This window comes from Desulfitobacterium sp., assembly GCF_034927245.1.
Lineage (GTDB): Bacteria > Bacillota > Desulfitobacteriia > Desulfitobacteriales > Desulfitobacteriaceae > Desulfitobacterium_A.
Genome location: NZ_JAYFQK010000024.1, coordinates 36,936 through 52,676, shown reverse-complemented (window position 1 = coordinate 52,676; position 15,741 = coordinate 36,936). Strand labels below are relative to the sequence as shown.

The window sequence follows — 15,741 nt, the reverse complement described above, 5'->3', positions numbered from 1 at the left end:
ATGGGATTTGTTCACCTTCATGTCCATACTGAATATAGTTTGCTTGACGGCGCAGCTCGGATTGAGCAGGTTGTGAAACAAGCGGCTGAACTTGGTATGAAATCATTGGCCATCACTGATCATGGTGTGATGTACGGGGTGGTAGATTTTTATAAAGCCTGTCAAAAGGCGGGGATTAAGCCGATTATCGGATGCGAGGTCTATGTGGCTCCACATGGGCGAAAGGAACGAATTCCGGGAAGAGATGAGAAGAGCCGTCATTTGGTCTTACTAGCGGAAAATGAAGAAGGCTATCATAATCTGGTTCGTTTAGTCACACTAGCCCAAGTGGAGGGATTTTATTATAAGCCGCGGGTAGATAAGACATTGCTGCGCGGGTATAGCCAAGGACTGATCGCGCTCAGTGCATGCTTGGCAGGGGAAGTTTCAGAGTATCTTTTAGGAAATCAGTTTGAAAGTGCGTGTAAAGCGGCCTTGGAGTATCAAGAGATTTTTGGAAAGGGAAATTTTTTTCTTGAAATCCAAGATCACGGACTAGAGGAACAGCGCCGCGTGAATTCCGGCATGTTCAAAATACATGAGCAGACTGGCATACCCCTGATAGCGACCAATGATGTTCACTATATTAAACGGGATGATGCATTTGTTCAGGATGTGCTGCTATGCATTCAAACGGGAAAAACATTAACAGATGCTTCGCGCATGAGCTTTTCCAGTCAAGAGTTTTACTTAAAATCCGAGGAAGAAATGAAGCTGCTTTTTGGAGAATATCCGGAGGCACTCGAAAATACGTCACGGATTGCTGAACGCTGCCAAGTGGACTTTACGTTTGGGGAGCACTATTTGCCGGTTTTTCAAGTGCCGGAAGGGTATACACTGGATACCTTTTTACGTCAACAATGTATGGAGGCTTTTCCCACACTTTATCCCGAGCAGACAGAAGAACAAAAAGAACGCTTGGAGTACGAACTTGGGGTAATCTCCCAAACGGGGTTTTCAGGGTATTTTCTGATTGTTGCTGATTTTTGTCATTATGCGCGGACACATGGCGTGGCGGTGGGACCGGGGCGGGGGTCTGCTGCTGCAAGTATGATAGCTTACCTCCTAGGGATTACCACGGTCGAACCGTTACAACATGATCTCCTTTTTGAACGTTTTCTTAATCCGGAACGGATCAGTATGCCGGATATCGATATTGATTTTGACCCCGAAGGACGAGAGCGCGTTATCCAATACGTGACAGAAAAATATGGGGCGGATAAGGTCTGCCAAATCATTACCTTCGGAACGATGGGGGCGAAGGCCGCTATCCGAGATGTCGGACGTGTTTTAGCATTACCCCTGATCCGAGTAGATAAAGTAGCAAAGGCGATTCCCAATGATCCCGGGATGACGCTTGAAAAGGCATTAACGGTATCTCCCGATTTAAATAAGATGATTGAAGAAGATCCCGAAATAAAACGCCTTTATGAGCTGGCACAAGCCGTAGAAGGAATGCCGCGTCATGCTTCAACACATGCCGCAGGGGTTGTTATTGCAAAGGAACCATTAATGAATTATCTCCCTCTTCAAAAGACGTCAGACGGGAGTTTTCTCATGACCCAGTTTCCGATGAAAACGGTAGAGGAAATTGGACTTTTAAAAATGGATTTCCTGGGATTACGAAATTTGACGATTATCCAAGTTGCTGTAAGATTGATTGAAGAAACGCATGGAATTACTTTAGATTTACGCAATCTCGCGCTTGATGACCCAATGACTTATACGTTGCTTTCTTCAGGTAATACTACCGGAGTGTTTCAGTTGGAAAGCGGAGGAATGCGAGCTGTACTTAAAGAATTAAAACCAACGTGCTTTGAAGATATTATCGCAGTGTTAGCACTTTACCGTCCCGGTCCGATGGATCAAATCCCTGAATTTATCCGTCGTAAACATGGGGGTGAAATCACCTATCTTCATCCGGAACTCGAACCGATATTGCGCTCAACTTATGGAATTATTGTCTATCAAGAGCAGGTTATGCAGATTGCTCGAAATTTAGCAGGTTACTCTTTAGGCCGAGCCGATTTACTGCGGCGGGCAATGGGAAAAAAGAAAAAAGAAATCATGGTTGAGGAACGGCAGAATTTTATCTATGGGTCTCAAAACGAAGACGGAGATTGGGAAATCCCAGGAGCCATACGTTTAGGAACTACCGAAAAAGAAGCCGGAGATATATTCGATTTGATGGCTAAATTTGCGGAATATGGCTTTAATAAGGGACATGCGACAGCTTATGCAGTAATTTCGTATCAAACTGCGTATCTAAAAGCTCATTATCCTCAGGAATTTACAGCTGCACTGCTCAGTACAGTTATGAATTCTTCAGATAAAGTTTCCTTCTATATCCAAGATGCAAAATCGTTAGGAATTCAAGTCCTGCCGCCGGATGTACAAAAAAGCGGTGTTGATTTTACGATCGAAGGGGACGGAATTCGATTTGGCCTGGGAGCTATTCGCAATGTAGGAGTAAATGTCGTAGAAAAGATTATTGAAGCCCGTCAGGACGGTCCTTTTACTTCGCTTTATGATTTCTGCATTCGAGTGGATAGCAAGGTTCTTAATAAACGTGTTTTAGAAAGCTTATTAAAAGCCGGGGCTTTCAGTACACTTTGCGGCAGGGCCCAAGGACTTTTGGGGTTAGACCAGGTTCTGGAAATGGCTCAACAGCGGCAGAAAGATAGAGAAAGCGGACAGATTTCGTTCTTTGACTTGAGTGAGTCAGCAGATGAAGGTGTGACTTTACCGGAGGTCGCCGAATTTCCGGAACGAGAATTGCTCAATATGGAAAAAGAGTATTTAGGACTTTATCTTTCCGGACACCCTCTTTCAAGCGTTCTGGATAAGCTTAAAACGGCTGTTTCCATGGATATTATGACTTGTCTTGAAGCAGAGGAAGATCAGAGGGTTATCCTGGGCGGATTAGTTACCGGATACCGAACAACGATAACGAAGAAAGGGGAGATGATGGCCAGTTTTGTTCTTGAAGACTTAACAGATACGATCGAAGTTCTCGTTTTCCCGCGTGTTTTTGCGCAAATATCAGGATTAGACAATGATCAAATCTTGATCATTGAGGGGAAGTTCAATGTCCGTGACGATGAAAAGAAGCTATTTGCTGAAAAAATTTACGATTTGGACCACTTACCGGAGTATAGGATAGAACAGAACAAGGGTTACCCAAGCAATTTCACTTCAACGCATAGAAGCAAGCGTTCAAATCGAAAACTATATCTGAGATTTTCACAGGAGGGAACTCCCCTTTTAGAGCAAGTTCTTCCCGTATTACAGAAATATGCGGGTCCCTATCCAGTTTACTTTTATTATGAAGAAACCAAAAAACTCATTCAAAGTCGACAAGATTATTGGGTTAAAGATTTTGACGCACTGATTCAGACTCTTGATCACATTTTAGGTAAAGAGAATGTCGCGTGGAAGGTTAATTGAGTTAAAGTGAGGTATGTGTGTGAAAACGGCAATTTATCCGGGAACATTTGATCCCGTAACTAATGGTCACTTAGATATTATTAAGCGAGCATCGGGGCTTTTCGATGAAATTATTGTTGCGGTTGCCTCAGATAGTCAAAAAGAGACACTGTTTTCTATTAAGGAACGAGTGGCCATGCTGGAAGAAGCTACGAAAGATATCGAAGGGGTAACGGTTAAAGGATTTAAGGGGCTCACCGTTGAATTTGCAAGGCAGTATGGCGTAAACGCCGTTATTCGAGGATTGAGAGTTTCGGGTGATTTCGAATTCGAATTACAGCTTGCATTGATGAATAAAAAACTTGCGCCGGATATCGAAACGATCTTTCTGATGACCAAAAGTGACTACTCATATATAAGTTCAAGTGCAATCCGTTGGGCGGCCAGCCTGGAAGGCAAAATTTCTGAGTTTGTGCCGCCACACGTTGAGAAGGCACTATTAGAAAAATACCATCAAAGTTGATCCGGTCCGCCCGTCTGTTGCAGAATTGTTGGGGACATGATATTATAAATCAAAAAAGCTCATGGCAGCTATACTATTTATTTTGTTAGCTGGTCACAAATTATAAACTAGTAACGGTTAGAACATATCCGTTCAAGCGGGGTATGTTTCTCTTTTTGAACAAGGAGGAATCAGTGTTATGTGGACCGTTATTTACATTGCACCAAATAAAGCTATTGCTGAAAAGTATAAGAAAAACTTGACGGATGAAGGAATGCTGGTTCAACTCAGACCCATTGGTTCAGCCCATTTGGGAGAGCATGCTTCTGTTGAAATTCTCGTTCCGGAATCGGAAGCAGAAGAAGCCCATGAAATTATTACTAGCTTGATGGGGAGCTAGTTGGGTATGTTTAAAGATATCTTTCGTAAACCGAAATATGCAACATTAACACCAACCGGGCTTGCTCCGCGGCAACAGCAGAAAACAACAGCGGCTTTGGAGCGCAGAGAAATTCCGGACGGTCTATGGGTGAAATGCCCCGGCTGCGGAGAAGCTCTTTTTAAGAAGGATATTGAAGAGAATCTCAAGGTATGCCCACTCTGCAACCATCATTTCCGAGTTACATCACGTGAGCGATTAGCATTAATTGCTGACCCCGGAAGTTTTGAGGAATGGGATACCGGACTCTGTACCATAAATCCTTTGGATTTTCCCGGCTATGAGGAAAAATTAGCGAAAGCTAAAGAAAACTCAGATCAAACCGAATCCGTCCTTACAGGAAGAGCGACGATTGAGGGTTTGCCGATTGTATTGGCAATCAATGAGGGAAACTTCATGATGGGGAGTATGGGGTCGGTAACCGGTGAAAAAATCACGCGGGCGATTGAACGTGCTATTGAATTACGTTTACCGGTGATCATTTTTTCGACGTCGGGTGGAGCACGAATGCAGGAGGGCATTTTATCCCTCTATCAAATGGCAAAAACAAGTGCTGCGCTTGAGCATTTGTCCGAAAATCACTTGCTATATATTTCTGTAATGACAGACCCTACCTTTGGAGGAGTTACGGCCAGTTATGCTTCTTTAGGCGATATTTCTATCGCTGAACCGGGGGCGCTGATTGGATTTACCGGTCCTCGCGTCATTAAACAAACTATGCGTCAGGAACTTCCTCTTGGAGCGCAGACTGCTGAATTTAACCAAGAGCATGGAATGATTGACCTTGTGGTTGATCGAGCGCAGATGCGTTATGTTTTAGCTCGTTTGTTGCGCTATCATCAGGAAGGGGCATCATATGACACATCACTTTGAATTTGAAAAGCCAATCGTTGAAATCGAACAGAAAATAGCGGAGCTTCAAGGATTTTCGAAAGAAAAAGAAGTAGATTTAACTCAGGAAATTTCGAAATTGCAGCATAAACTTATTCGTAAGAAAAAAGAGATTTACGGAAATCTTGAACCTTGGCAAAAAGTGCAGATCGCGCGTTATTCGGAACGTCCTAATATTTATGACTATGCTCCGTTGCTCTTTGACGACTTTATTGAGTTAAAAGGAGATCGCCTGTTTGCGGATGATCATGCAATTGTCGGCGGTATTGCAAGCTTTCAAGGAATTCCTGTGACAGTAGTGGCTCATGTCAAAGGAAAAGATACAAAGGAAAACATCCGGCGCAATTTTGGTATGCCCCATCCGGAAGGCTATCGTAAGGCCTTGCGGTTAATGGATCAAGCGGATAAATTCAATCGCCCGATTTTAACCTTTATTGATACTCCCGGAGCGGCTTGTGATCTCGCAGCTGAAGAGCGAGGTCAGGGTGAAGCGATTGCCCGATGCTTACAGGCAATGGCAGGGTATCGTGTTCCGATTATCAGCACGGTTATCGGGGAAGGGGGCAGCGGCGGTGCGCTGGCTCTTGGTGTCGGCAATATCGTTTTAATGCTGGAGAATTCTTTTTATTCGGTGATTGCTCCGGAGAGTTGTGCTTCGATTCTATGGAAGGATACCGGCAAAGCGAAAGAGGCTGCGGCTTCTTTAAAATTTACTGCCGATGACCTTTTCGCTTTAGGTGTAGCCGATGGGATTTTGCAGGAGCCTTTAGGGGGAGCCCATAAGGATGTTAACAAAACGGCCGATGGGATTGCCAAAGGAATTGCCAAACATCTCATGAAACTCAGGAAACAATCTCCTGAAGCATTAAAGCAGCAACGTTATGAAAAGCTGAGAGCAATCGGACGCTTCGAGGAGCGAGCCGGTCAGGAATTGTCTGAGCAATCCGGTAGCCCAGAAAAGGCTTGACTAATTTCTTGAGAAATGATAATATAACTTTCGTCACCTGATTACTATGCGTTGTAACCTTTGCGAGTGTGGCGGAATCGGCAGACGCGATGGTCTCAAAAACCATTGGGTGAAAGCCCGTATCGGTTCAAGTCCGATCACTCGCACCATATATGAATTTTAAAAGAGCCTGAGAGGGCTCTTGTTTTTAACAGTTGCAGAATAGAAAAAGCTTGAAAGTCTTGCGTTTACAAGGCGTTCAAGCTTTTTTACATTTTAAAAGTGAGTAAATTTTTTATTTTAGTCTGAAACTGTGGTATTCTGGATTTAAAGACTATCACTTCGCACAGAAATATCGAAACGAACGCAGTAAGCTCCGAATTTGCCTGGCAGATAATTTTCGAAGGAGGTGACCGGAGAATAAAATGAAGAACAGAACCTATATCGCAATCGATTTAAAGTCCTTCTATGCTTCGGTCGAGTGTATTGAACGGGGGCTTGATCCGCTGACCACCAACCTTGTTGTCGCCGATGCAAGCCGCACCGAAAAAACGATCTGTCTCGCCGTTTCTCCCTCCCTTAAAGCATACGGCATTCCCGGTAGGGCAAGGCTGTTTGAAGTCGTACAGAAGGTCAAGGAAGTAAACGCGGCACGGCTGCGCAAAGCACCGGGACGAGCCTTTTCCGGCGTTTCTTGCAACGATACTGAATTAAAATCCTCACCGGGTCTTTCGTTGGACTACATTGCTGCTCCACCGAGGATGGCGTATTATATAGAGTACAGCACGCGGATTTACAAAATCTATTTGAAGTACATCGCGCCCGAAGATATTCATGTCTACTCCATCGACGAGGTATTCCTTGACGCCACCGATTATCTGAACACCTACAGTCTTTCAGCCCGTGAGCTTACCACGAAAATGATTCTGGATGTACTCAAAACAACCGGCATTACAGCAACGGCAGGAATTGGCACAAACCTATACCTTAGCAAGATCGCTATGGATATTCAGGCAAAGCACATACCTGCTGATAACAATGGTATGCGGATCGCCGAGCTGGATGAAATGAGCTACCGTCGCTTGCTGTGGTCACATCGGCCTTTAACAGACTTTTGGCGCGTTGGAAAAGGATATGTCAAGAAACTGGAGGAACAAGGCCTCTTTACGATGGGAGATATTGCAAGATGCTCCCTCGGTAAACCTTCCGATTACTACAACGAGGATTTACTGTATAAACTGTTCGGCATCAACGCTGAGTTGTTGATCGACCATGCGTGGGGGTGGGAGCCATGCACAATTGCGGATATTAAAGCGTATAAGCCAAGCACAAACAGTATTGGATCAGGGCAGGTGCTGCACTGTGCCTATACTTTTGACAAAGCGAAGCTGATCGTGCGGGAAATGACTGATTTGCTGGTACTTGATCTGGTAGATAAAAGGCTTGTGACCGACCAGCTTGTTTTGACAGTCGGATATGATATCGATAATCTAACAAACCCTGAGATAAAGAAATCATATCACGGGGCGATCACCACTGACCACTATGGACGCGCCGTTCCGAAATCCGCGCATGGTTCAGTAAATCTTGGCAGACAGACCTCCTCTACAAAACTAATCATGGATGCCGTCACAGAGTTATTTGAACGCATCGTTGACAAAAATCTCCTAATCAGAAGAGTCAACATCACGGCAAATCATGCTGTTGATGAGGCAACTGTTCAAAAGACGGACACCTATGAACAGCTTGATCTCTTTACGGATTACGCGGCTGCGCAGGCGAAAAAAGAGGATGAAGAAGCCGAGCTTGCACGGGAAAAAAAGGTGCAGAAAGCAATGCTGGAGATAAAAAAGAAACACGGCAAGAACGCCATTCTAAAGGGTATGAATCTGGAGGAAGGCGCTACCACAGTAGCCCGGAACAAGCGGATTGGAGGGCACAAGGAATGACGAGGACATATGATGACATCATTAATCTACCGCACCCTGTTTCCACGACACACCCTCATATGACGGTTATTGACCGGGCGGCTCAGTTTTCCCCCTTCGCCGCATTGACCGGCTTTGATGCCGCCATCAAAGAAACCGCAAGATTGGCTGACAAGAGAGTAGAATTGGACGAATATATAAAGGACGCATTGAACGATAGGCTGCAAATCATAGCAGATCGGATTAAAGAGCATCCCGAAATCACAATCACCTACTTTCAGCCGGATGCGAAGAAGAACGGCGGCGCCTATGTTACTGCTATCGGTACGGTAAAAAAGATAGACAGATATGAGCGGGTTGTCGCTATGGCTAATGGCACAGTGATCCCCATTGATGAGATAATCAGCATAGATGGGCAGATATTCTCCATATATGAATTTTAAAAGGGCCTGAAAGGGCTCTTCTTTAATACTAAAAAATGCAAAAGGTAGGGAAATTAATCCTACTATACAATATCGCTTCTCTTGGGTAAAATATTAAATAGAGCAGACATACTACTGATAAGAAAATATAATATTGTTACAAAACTAAGTCTATTTTTAAAGATTAGAGGAGAAAAAATGCAAGTACAATACAAAAATCAGTCTCAGTCACTCTCCCAAACGCGGAATTGGAAAGTTTGGTGGGAATTAATACGGCCGCATACCTTAACTGCCTCTATTGTTCCTGTTCTTCTGGGAACGGTTTTAGCTCTTCTTGACGGAAAGTTTGATGGATTGATTTTTGCAGCGATGATGGTGGCTAGTATCCTTATTCAAATCGCAACGAACCTCTTTAACGAATACTACGATTTTAAACGCGGACTAGATACCGAGGAATCTGTGGGTATAGGCGGAGGAATTGTCCGCTTCGGAATGACTCCGCAATTAATTATGAAGCTTGCCCTTAGTTTGTATGGAATCTCAGTAATTCTGGGAGTCTATATTTGTGCATCATCTTCCTGGTGGCTTGCTTTACTGGGAGCGGGATGTATGCTGGTGGGTTACCTCTATACCGGTGGTCCGTTGCCGATTTCCAGAACTCCCTTTGGGGAGCTTTTATCCGGTCTGTTTTTGGGCTATTTAGTTATCCTTATTTCCTTTTTTATTCAAACAGGGTATGTTTCAAATACAGTTATGCTTGTTGGTGTACCGAGCTGGATTTTAGTCAGTTTAATCAATCTAAGCAACAATCTTCGTGACCATGATGGAGATAAAGCCAATGGGCGCAAAACGCTTCCTATTGTTCTCGGACCGAAAAGGGCGATCCGTTTCATGGGGATTATGTTTGCTGTTGTTTATCTTTGGTTAGTTGGACTCGTTATTACTAATACGGCAACTCCCTGGGTACTCTTAGCTCTCCTAAGCATACCTAAAGCTGTTGCCGCGACCAAAGGGTTTATAGGAAAAACCGAACCCATAACAATGATGCCGGCTATGAAAGCAACAGCTCAAACGAATACGTTCTTTGGGTTACTCATGGCCATTGGCTTATTTATCAGCTTCCTTATGTAAATCTAAAGAATTTGAGCATCTGCGAACGTAGGCAGGTGCTTTTTATTTTACACAGAAAACGTATGGTATAATGATTTTATTGAGTAATCCTATTTGATTTGTAAATAAATGACTATATTTGGATAAAAATCAACTTGATTATATAATATTAAACAGATGGCTAGAGAGATTGGTTTTGGCATAGGGGGATAATAATGGCGAAAGACGAACGTAACAAGATTGCCGTAGTTGGAGGAGGAGCAGCGGGTTTATTTGCGGCGGTAATCGCTGCTCGGCAAGGAGCTCAGGTTACGATTTTAGAGAAAAACCAGCGTGTCGGCAAGAAGATACTGGCCACGGGGAATGGACGGTGTAATTTAACCAATATGGATATGCACATTTCTCATTTCCATGGTTTATATCCAAAATTCTCCTATAGTGCTTTGCATCAATTTGATAATATTAAGGCCATCGATTTCTTTGAACACTTAGGGATTTCTCATAAGGTAGAAGATGAGGGCAAAGTGTTTCCCTTTTCAAATCAAGCGTCAAGTGTCCTTGACGTCCTGCGCTATGAAGCAGAACGCCTAGGGATCGAAACACGGGTTGAGTCGGAAGTAAAAGAGATTCGAAAAATAGCAAAGGGCTTTGAGCTTACAGTAAAAGATGGAACAAAAATATTTGCGCACCGAGTGATACTTGCAACCGGCGGAAAAGCGGCTCCTAATTTGGGTTCAGATGGCAGCGGTTATGTTTTAGCGGAAAAGTTAGGGCATCGCCTTGTTGAGCCTTTCCCGGCGCTTGTCCAGCTTAAGCTGGCTGAGCCCTTTCTTAAGCAAATCAAAGGCATTAAATTCGAGGGTGAAGCGGAGATAATCGTTCATGAAAAATCCCTGGTTAAAGCACAAGGCGAACTTCTGTTTACGGAATATGGCATTTCCGGTCCTCCGATTTTTCAGTTGAGTCGGACAGCGGCCGAGCAATTAAAAAAGAAGCAGAAGGTTTGGGTCAAGGTCAAGATCGTCCATCACTTAGCGAAGGAGGAACTGGGCAGCTATCTGGACAAACGCTGGCAGGACAGTCCCGAAAAAAATATTTCTTTCAGCTTTGTGGGTTTTCTTAATAAACAACTTGTACCCGTTTTGCTCAAACAAGCGGGGCTCAATGACATAAACAAGCCGGTTAAGCAGTTGACAATTCAAGAAAAGGAAAGAATCATCACTATTTTGCAGGACTGGCGCTTTGAGGTCACCGGCACTAACACCTGGACGGCTGCCCAAGTAACCGCGGGAGGAATCGATGTCCGAGATATTAATCCGCATACGATGGAATCAACGTTAGTTCCCGGACTCTTCTTTGCCGGCGAAATCATGGATATTGACGGCGACTGTGGAGGCTATAATTTACAGTGGGCCTGGTCTTCAGGTTATGCTGCGGGGAAGGAGTGCGGGCGATGAAGGCAGTAGCCATCGGCAATCTCAATCTATTTAAGATTGTGGATAAAACGAAAGCAGAGACTTATTATGGCTGTCAGCAGTTATGGTATCCTAAACAGTGGCAGCGTCTTTCAGGATGCGGACCGACAGTGGCCACCAATCTTTTCTTTTATCTCTGTCATAATCAAGCCCCACTTGAATTGGAAGAGAAAACCAATACCAAGGAAAACTGGATATCCCTGATGGAAGAAATGTGGGAGTATGTTACCCCAACAAAGCGGGGAGTCAATACAACCGAACGGTTTTACGAATCTCTGCAGACCTTTTTGCAAGCGAAGGGATTAGAAGCGGACTATCGTTTTTGTAACGTGGCTGTAGATAAGTCGCAACGTCCCGGGTTCCGGGAAATCTTAGATTTTATTGTAGAAGCACTCACTAATGATAGTCCGGTTGCATTTCTTAATTTATGCAACGGTAAAGTTGAAAATCTTGATCGGTGGCATTGGGTAACTCTTATTTCACTCGATTACTCTGAGGATGATTCTTGTGCCTTTGCCAGTATTTTAGATGAAGGTCAAATTAAAAGAATTGATTTAGCGCTTTGGTTTGAGACGACAACTCTGGGCGGCGGATTCGTTTATTTCATGTTGGAATAAGGCATCAGGCAAACGTTTGAAGGGGGGACTTTTGTGAGAGACCGGAATATCAAATGGCTCCTGGAAGAATTACCGAAGTGGGTTGCCAAGGATGTGGTTAATGAGGAGACTGCGGCTAGAATTCAGAGTTATTACGATGAGACTGAAGAAAAAAATGGGCTAAGGATGGCTCTTGCCATTTTTGGGACCATCGGAACCGTTTTGATCGGGAGTGGAATTATTCTCCTTTTTGCAAAGAACTGGGAAAGTTTCTCACTCTCCGTACGAACCGTTTTGTCATTGCTCCCCTTGATTCTTGCTCAATTGCTTACAGGCTGGGTTATCTATAAAGAAAAAGATTCTCCGGCGTGGAGAGAAGGAACAGCCGTTTTTCTCTTTTTAACGATCGGTGCTTCGATTTCCTTAATAGGTCAAACCTATCATATTCCGGGAAATGCGCCTCAATTTATTTTGACGTGGATGCTTCTTGCCCTTCCGGCTATTTATCTTTTAGAGGCGACAGTTCCCGCAATCGCCTATATTTTTGGCATAGTTGCTTGGGCGGGTGCAACCCGGGGAGAAGGGGAATATACTTTCTTTTACTGGTTACTGCTGGCGTTAATCAGCGGTTATCTTTTTAAGATGTTTAAAACCTCACCGAATTCCAATCGTTCATCTTTCTTACTGTGGGCTTTGACGCTTAGCTTGTGTATTTCCTTTGGAATAGTAATGGAACAGGCTTTACCCGGCCTTTGGATTATCGTATACAGCTGTTATTTTACGATTCTCTTTTTACTGGGCTGGATGAATTGGGGGCAAGGTGAGCTTAGATGGAAAAAATCGGTGTTGATAATCGGGGCCATGGGGTCACTGATCCTTTCAATTATTCTTTCCTATAAGGGAGTATGGAAAGAAATTGGCTGGAAATATTATGCTAACGGCTTTAATCATAATTGGGCAAATGCAGTTCAAGATTATATTTTAGTAACCTTTTTATTGATTTGCCTAAGCTATTTGCATTATAAATTCTTCAAACAGAAAAATACGCTCGGTCTGATTTTTTCTGCGTTGCCCGTAATTGCAATTTTAGGCTACCTTCTGGCATCTTTCATAGGGCCCGGCATTTCCGATTTATTATTTGATGCGTATTTACTGATTATCGGAATCTTTATTGTCGTGCGGGGGCTGAAAAATTATAGCTTAGCCTTGACGAATGCGGGGATGCTTATTCTTGCCTTTCTTATCGTCTTACGGTTCTTCGACAGCGATCTGGGTTTTCTTGAAAAGGGAATCGCTTTTATTCTTGTAGGCTCAGGCTTTTTGCTGGCCAATTACCGATTGGTTAGACGGCAGAAAGGGGTTGGACAATGAAGAAAAACGTTAAACTGCTGATTTTCCTTGGAATGGTCATTCTTCAATTGGCTGTACCGGTTTTTATGATTCAGGACCATCAGGCAACGCTTAATCAAGGTCAGCAGTTTAAATTCAAGGCTGCGCCTGTAGATCCGTATGATGCCTTTATGGGGCGATACCTCAATATCAGTATTGAAGAACAGCGTAAAGCCGTAGAAGATAGCTCCATTTATCAGCCAGGCAAAACTGTTTATGCGGTACTTGAAAATGATGCTCAAGGATATGCGCATATTTCGGGACTAAGCTTTAATCGTCCGCCAAATCAAGCTTATTTTAAAACGAAAATTGCCTATACAGAGGGTTCTAATTCACCGTCCGGAAATGTTATTCTCCAAATTCCCTTTAATCGTTATTACATGCCGGAGAATCAGGCTATAGAAGCTGAGAAAGTCCTTAATACTCGTTTTATCAATAGAATCGATGATGTTTATATCACGGTTAGAATCCATAACGGAAAGGCAGTCATGGAACGGGTTTATATCGGCGGTAAAACAATTGAGGATTATCTCGAGGAAAATCGTGGTCTGGCAGAAAGAAAGTGAGGAAATTTTTTATGTTAAATATAGGCTGTCATCTATCCGTTTCTAAAGGCTTTGCAGCTATGGGAAAAGAGGCCTTGAAAATCAATGCCAATACGTTTCAGTTTTTTACGAGAAACCCCAGAGGAAGTAAAGCGAAGGCAATCGACCCTAAAGATGCCCTTGAGTTGCAAGAACTCGTTAAGGAAAATAAATTTGCAGTTCTTTTGGCCCATGCTCCCTACACCCTCAACCCCTGTTCAGCTGATGAAAAGACGCGGGAGTTTGCGGCCCAAGTTATGGCAGATGATCTGGAGCGAATGGAGTATTTACCTAACAATTTTTATAACTTCCATCCGGGCAGTCATGTCGGTCAAGGTGCGGATGCAGGTATCGAGCAAATCACCGCGCTGCTCAATGCGCTGCTAAAGTCTGAACAGACGACCACGGTTTTGCTGGAAACGATGGCTGGCAAAGGGACGGAAGTAGGGCGTACTTTTGAAGAATTAAAGCGGATTATCGACGGTATAACTCTATCCGAAAAGGTGGGGGTTTGTCTCGATACTTGTCACGTCTATGATGGCGGCTATGATATTGTCCACGACCTTGAAGGTGTTCTTGAAAAGTTTGATCAGGTCATCGGTTTGGACAAGCTTCGGGCTATTCATCTCAACGACGACATGAATCCAATGGGCAGTCATAAAGACCGCCATGCTAAGATTGGCGAGGGTTCTATTGGTCTGGAAGCCATCACCCGAATCATCAATCATCCCAAACTTCGTCATTTACCCTTCTTCCTGGAAACCCCCAACGATATCGCAGGCTATGCTAAGGAAATCGCTTTACTTAGGAGTCTTTTTAAGGAATAGCGAATAGGCATGTACAATTTTAGAAATGCGTTTATTCATTTACGGGAAAGGGCCGAAAAGGGGAGCGGCGATTTCTATAAATTTAGCATAGAAGAGGATGTGAAAGAATGAAGATTGTTGTTCTTGATGGCTATACTCTCAATCCCGGTGATTTATCTTGGAAGGGCTTGGAAAGACTCGGTAATCTAATCGTTTATGATCGCACAACCTTTGACCGAAGCGGGGAGTCCTTAATCGTTGAAAGAGCAAAGGAAGCGGAGGCTCTTTTCACAAATAAAACCCCCATATCCAGAGAAGTTCTGGCGCAACTGCCCCACCTAAGGTACATTGGTGTTCTTGCAACAGGATATAATGTTGTCGATATTGAAGCGGCCCAAGAAAAAGGCGTTGTAGTCACTAATATTCCTGCATATGGTACAGATTCCGTGGGACAGATGACAATCGCCTTATTGTTGGAAATGTGCAATCATGTTGGGGTACATAGTGAATCTGTAAAACGTGGAGAATGGACCAATAATGCGGATTGGTGTTACTGGAGCACTCCAATGATCGAGCTTACGGGCAAAACCATGGGGATTATCGGCTATGGAAAGATTGGTCAAGCAACAGGCCGGATCGCTCAAGCCCTCGGGATGAAGGTCATTGCCTATAATCACCGCCCCCGTAAGGAGTTAGAAAACGAAATAATGAAATATGCAGACCTTGACATCGTATTTGCAAATTCTGATGTGATTTCCCTTCACTGCCCGCTTAATGAGGAGACAAAGGGGATAATCAATAAACAAACAATTGCCAAGATGAAAGACGGTGTAATGCTTATCAATACCTCCAGAGGCCCTTTGATTGTCGAGGAGGATTTAGCGGAAGCATTGAATCTTGGAAAGGTAAGAGGGGCAGCTTTAGATGTTGTTTCTAATGAACCTATCCGGGCCGATAATCCGTTGCTGACGGCTAAAAATTGTTATATCACTCCTCATATCGCGTGGGCAGCAGTAGAGACAAGGCAACGATTGATGGGCATCGCCGTCGATAATTTCGAAAAATTTCTTACCGGTCAGCCCGTGAATGTAATTAAACATTAATTTAGAAAGTGAACAGCCCTTTCTTTATACTAACAGAAAGTATAAGTTTTGGGCAGATAGCATAAGTGCAACCAGCGGCTTTGCC

At 43.7% G+C, this 15,741-nt stretch carries 14 protein-coding genes and 1 tRNA gene; all 15 read left to right on the top strand.

Features of this window, described 5'->3' with window-relative positions:
* The gene (locus tag VB077_RS07005) at positions 1-3,486 is read left to right on the top strand and encodes a DNA polymerase III subunit alpha (protein ID WP_323414508.1); all 3,486 of its coding nucleotides are present in this window, start codon (positions 1-3) and stop codon (positions 3,484-3,486) included.
* 19 nt (positions 3,487-3,505) lie between these two features.
* Positions 3,506-3,988 (top strand): pantetheine-phosphate adenylyltransferase, encoded by a 483-nt coding sequence (gene coaD / locus VB077_RS07000; protein ID WP_323414507.1) that lies wholly within the window; start codon positions 3,506-3,508, stop codon positions 3,986-3,988.
* Positions 3,989-4,166: 178 nt separating this feature from the next.
* Positions 4,167-4,367: a glutamate decarboxylase gene (locus tag VB077_RS06995; RefSeq protein ID WP_323414506.1), complete on the top strand. Its 201-nt coding sequence runs from the start codon at positions 4,167-4,169 to the stop codon at positions 4,365-4,367.
* 6 nt (positions 4,368-4,373) lie between these two features.
* A complete protein-coding gene (gene accD, locus VB077_RS06990; RefSeq protein WP_323414505.1) occupies positions 4,374-5,279 on the top strand; it encodes an acetyl-CoA carboxylase, carboxyltransferase subunit beta in 906 nt (301 codons plus the stop codon).
* Complete coding sequence (locus tag VB077_RS06985; RefSeq protein ID WP_323414504.1) at positions 5,263-6,264, top strand: acetyl-CoA carboxylase carboxyltransferase subunit alpha; 1,002 nt, start codon at positions 5,263-5,265, stop codon at positions 6,262-6,264. Before accD ends, VB077_RS06985 begins: the two co-directional genes overlap by 17 nt.
* A 62-nt stretch (positions 6,265-6,326) precedes the next feature.
* Positions 6,327-6,413, top strand: a tRNA-Leu gene (locus VB077_RS06980).
* Positions 6,414-6,668: 255 nt separating this feature from the next.
* Positions 6,669-8,192 (top strand): DNA methylase, encoded by a 1,524-nt coding sequence (locus VB077_RS06975; protein WP_323414503.1) that lies wholly within the window; start codon positions 6,669-6,671, stop codon positions 8,190-8,192.
* Positions 8,189-8,614 (top strand): hypothetical protein, encoded by a 426-nt coding sequence (locus VB077_RS06970; protein ID WP_323414502.1) that lies wholly within the window; start codon positions 8,189-8,191, stop codon positions 8,612-8,614. Before VB077_RS06975 ends, VB077_RS06970 begins: the two co-directional genes overlap by 4 nt.
* A 177-nt stretch (positions 8,615-8,791) precedes the next feature.
* Positions 8,792-9,724: a 1,4-dihydroxy-2-naphthoate polyprenyltransferase gene (locus VB077_RS06965; protein WP_323414501.1), complete on the top strand. Its 933-nt coding sequence runs from the start codon at positions 8,792-8,794 to the stop codon at positions 9,722-9,724.
* A 194-nt stretch (positions 9,725-9,918) separates the two neighbouring features.
* Complete coding sequence (locus VB077_RS06960) at positions 9,919-11,160, top strand: NAD(P)/FAD-dependent oxidoreductase (RefSeq protein WP_323414500.1); 1,242 nt, start codon at positions 9,919-9,921, stop codon at positions 11,158-11,160.
* Positions 11,157-11,795 carry a hypothetical protein gene (locus VB077_RS06955; protein WP_323414499.1) on the top strand — a complete coding sequence of 213 codons (639 nt, stop codon included), beginning with the start codon at positions 11,157-11,159 and terminating at the stop codon, positions 11,793-11,795. The genes VB077_RS06960 and VB077_RS06955 overlap by 4 nt, the downstream gene beginning before the upstream one ends.
* A 33-nt stretch (positions 11,796-11,828) precedes the next feature.
* Positions 11,829-13,145 carry a DUF2157 domain-containing protein gene (locus VB077_RS06950; RefSeq protein ID WP_323414498.1) on the top strand — a complete coding sequence of 439 codons (1,317 nt, stop codon included), beginning with the start codon at positions 11,829-11,831 and terminating at the stop codon, positions 13,143-13,145.
* Complete coding sequence (locus tag VB077_RS06945; protein ID WP_323414497.1) at positions 13,142-13,729, top strand: GDYXXLXY domain-containing protein; 588 nt, start codon at positions 13,142-13,144, stop codon at positions 13,727-13,729. The genes VB077_RS06950 and VB077_RS06945 overlap by 4 nt, the downstream gene beginning before the upstream one ends.
* Positions 13,730-13,740: 11 nt before the next feature.
* The gene (locus tag VB077_RS06940) at positions 13,741-14,574 is read left to right on the top strand and encodes a deoxyribonuclease IV (RefSeq protein WP_323414496.1); all 834 of its coding nucleotides are present in this window, start codon (positions 13,741-13,743) and stop codon (positions 14,572-14,574) included.
* 107 nt (positions 14,575-14,681) lie between these two features.
* The gene (locus VB077_RS06935; RefSeq protein WP_323414495.1) at positions 14,682-15,656 is read left to right on the top strand and encodes a D-2-hydroxyacid dehydrogenase; all 975 of its coding nucleotides are present in this window, start codon (positions 14,682-14,684) and stop codon (positions 15,654-15,656) included.
* Positions 15,657-15,741: the final 85 nt, after the last annotated feature.

Bases quoted from the DNA above. Each gene is read 5' to 3' on its own strand.
- VB077_RS07005 (WP_323414508.1), top strand. From the start codon at position 1: ATGGGATTTGTTCACCTTCATGTCCATACTGAATATAGTTTGCTTGAC.
- VB077_RS06995 (WP_323414506.1), top strand. From the start codon at position 4,167: ATGTGGACCGTTATTTACATTGCACCAAATAAAGCTATTGCTGAAAAG.
- accD (WP_323414505.1), top strand. From the start codon at position 4,374: ATGTTTAAAGATATCTTTCGTAAACCGAAATATGCAACATTAACACCA.
- VB077_RS06985 (WP_323414504.1), top strand. From the start codon at position 5,263: ATGACACATCACTTTGAATTTGAAAAGCCAATCGTTGAAATCGAACAG.
- VB077_RS06975 (WP_323414503.1), top strand. From the start codon at position 6,669: ATGAAGAACAGAACCTATATCGCAATCGATTTAAAGTCCTTCTATGCT.
- VB077_RS06970 (WP_323414502.1), top strand. From the start codon at position 8,189: ATGACGAGGACATATGATGACATCATTAATCTACCGCACCCTGTTTCC.
- VB077_RS06965 (WP_323414501.1), top strand. From the start codon at position 8,792: ATGCAAGTACAATACAAAAATCAGTCTCAGTCACTCTCCCAAACGCGG.
- VB077_RS06960 (WP_323414500.1), top strand. From the start codon at position 9,919: ATGGCGAAAGACGAACGTAACAAGATTGCCGTAGTTGGAGGAGGAGCA.
- VB077_RS06955 (WP_323414499.1), top strand. From the start codon at position 11,157: ATGAAGGCAGTAGCCATCGGCAATCTCAATCTATTTAAGATTGTGGAT.
- VB077_RS06945 (WP_323414497.1), top strand. From the start codon at position 13,142: ATGAAGAAAAACGTTAAACTGCTGATTTTCCTTGGAATGGTCATTCTT.
- VB077_RS06940 (WP_323414496.1), top strand. From the start codon at position 13,741: ATGTTAAATATAGGCTGTCATCTATCCGTTTCTAAAGGCTTTGCAGCT.
- VB077_RS06935 (WP_323414495.1), top strand. From the start codon at position 14,682: ATGAAGATTGTTGTTCTTGATGGCTATACTCTCAATCCCGGTGATTTA.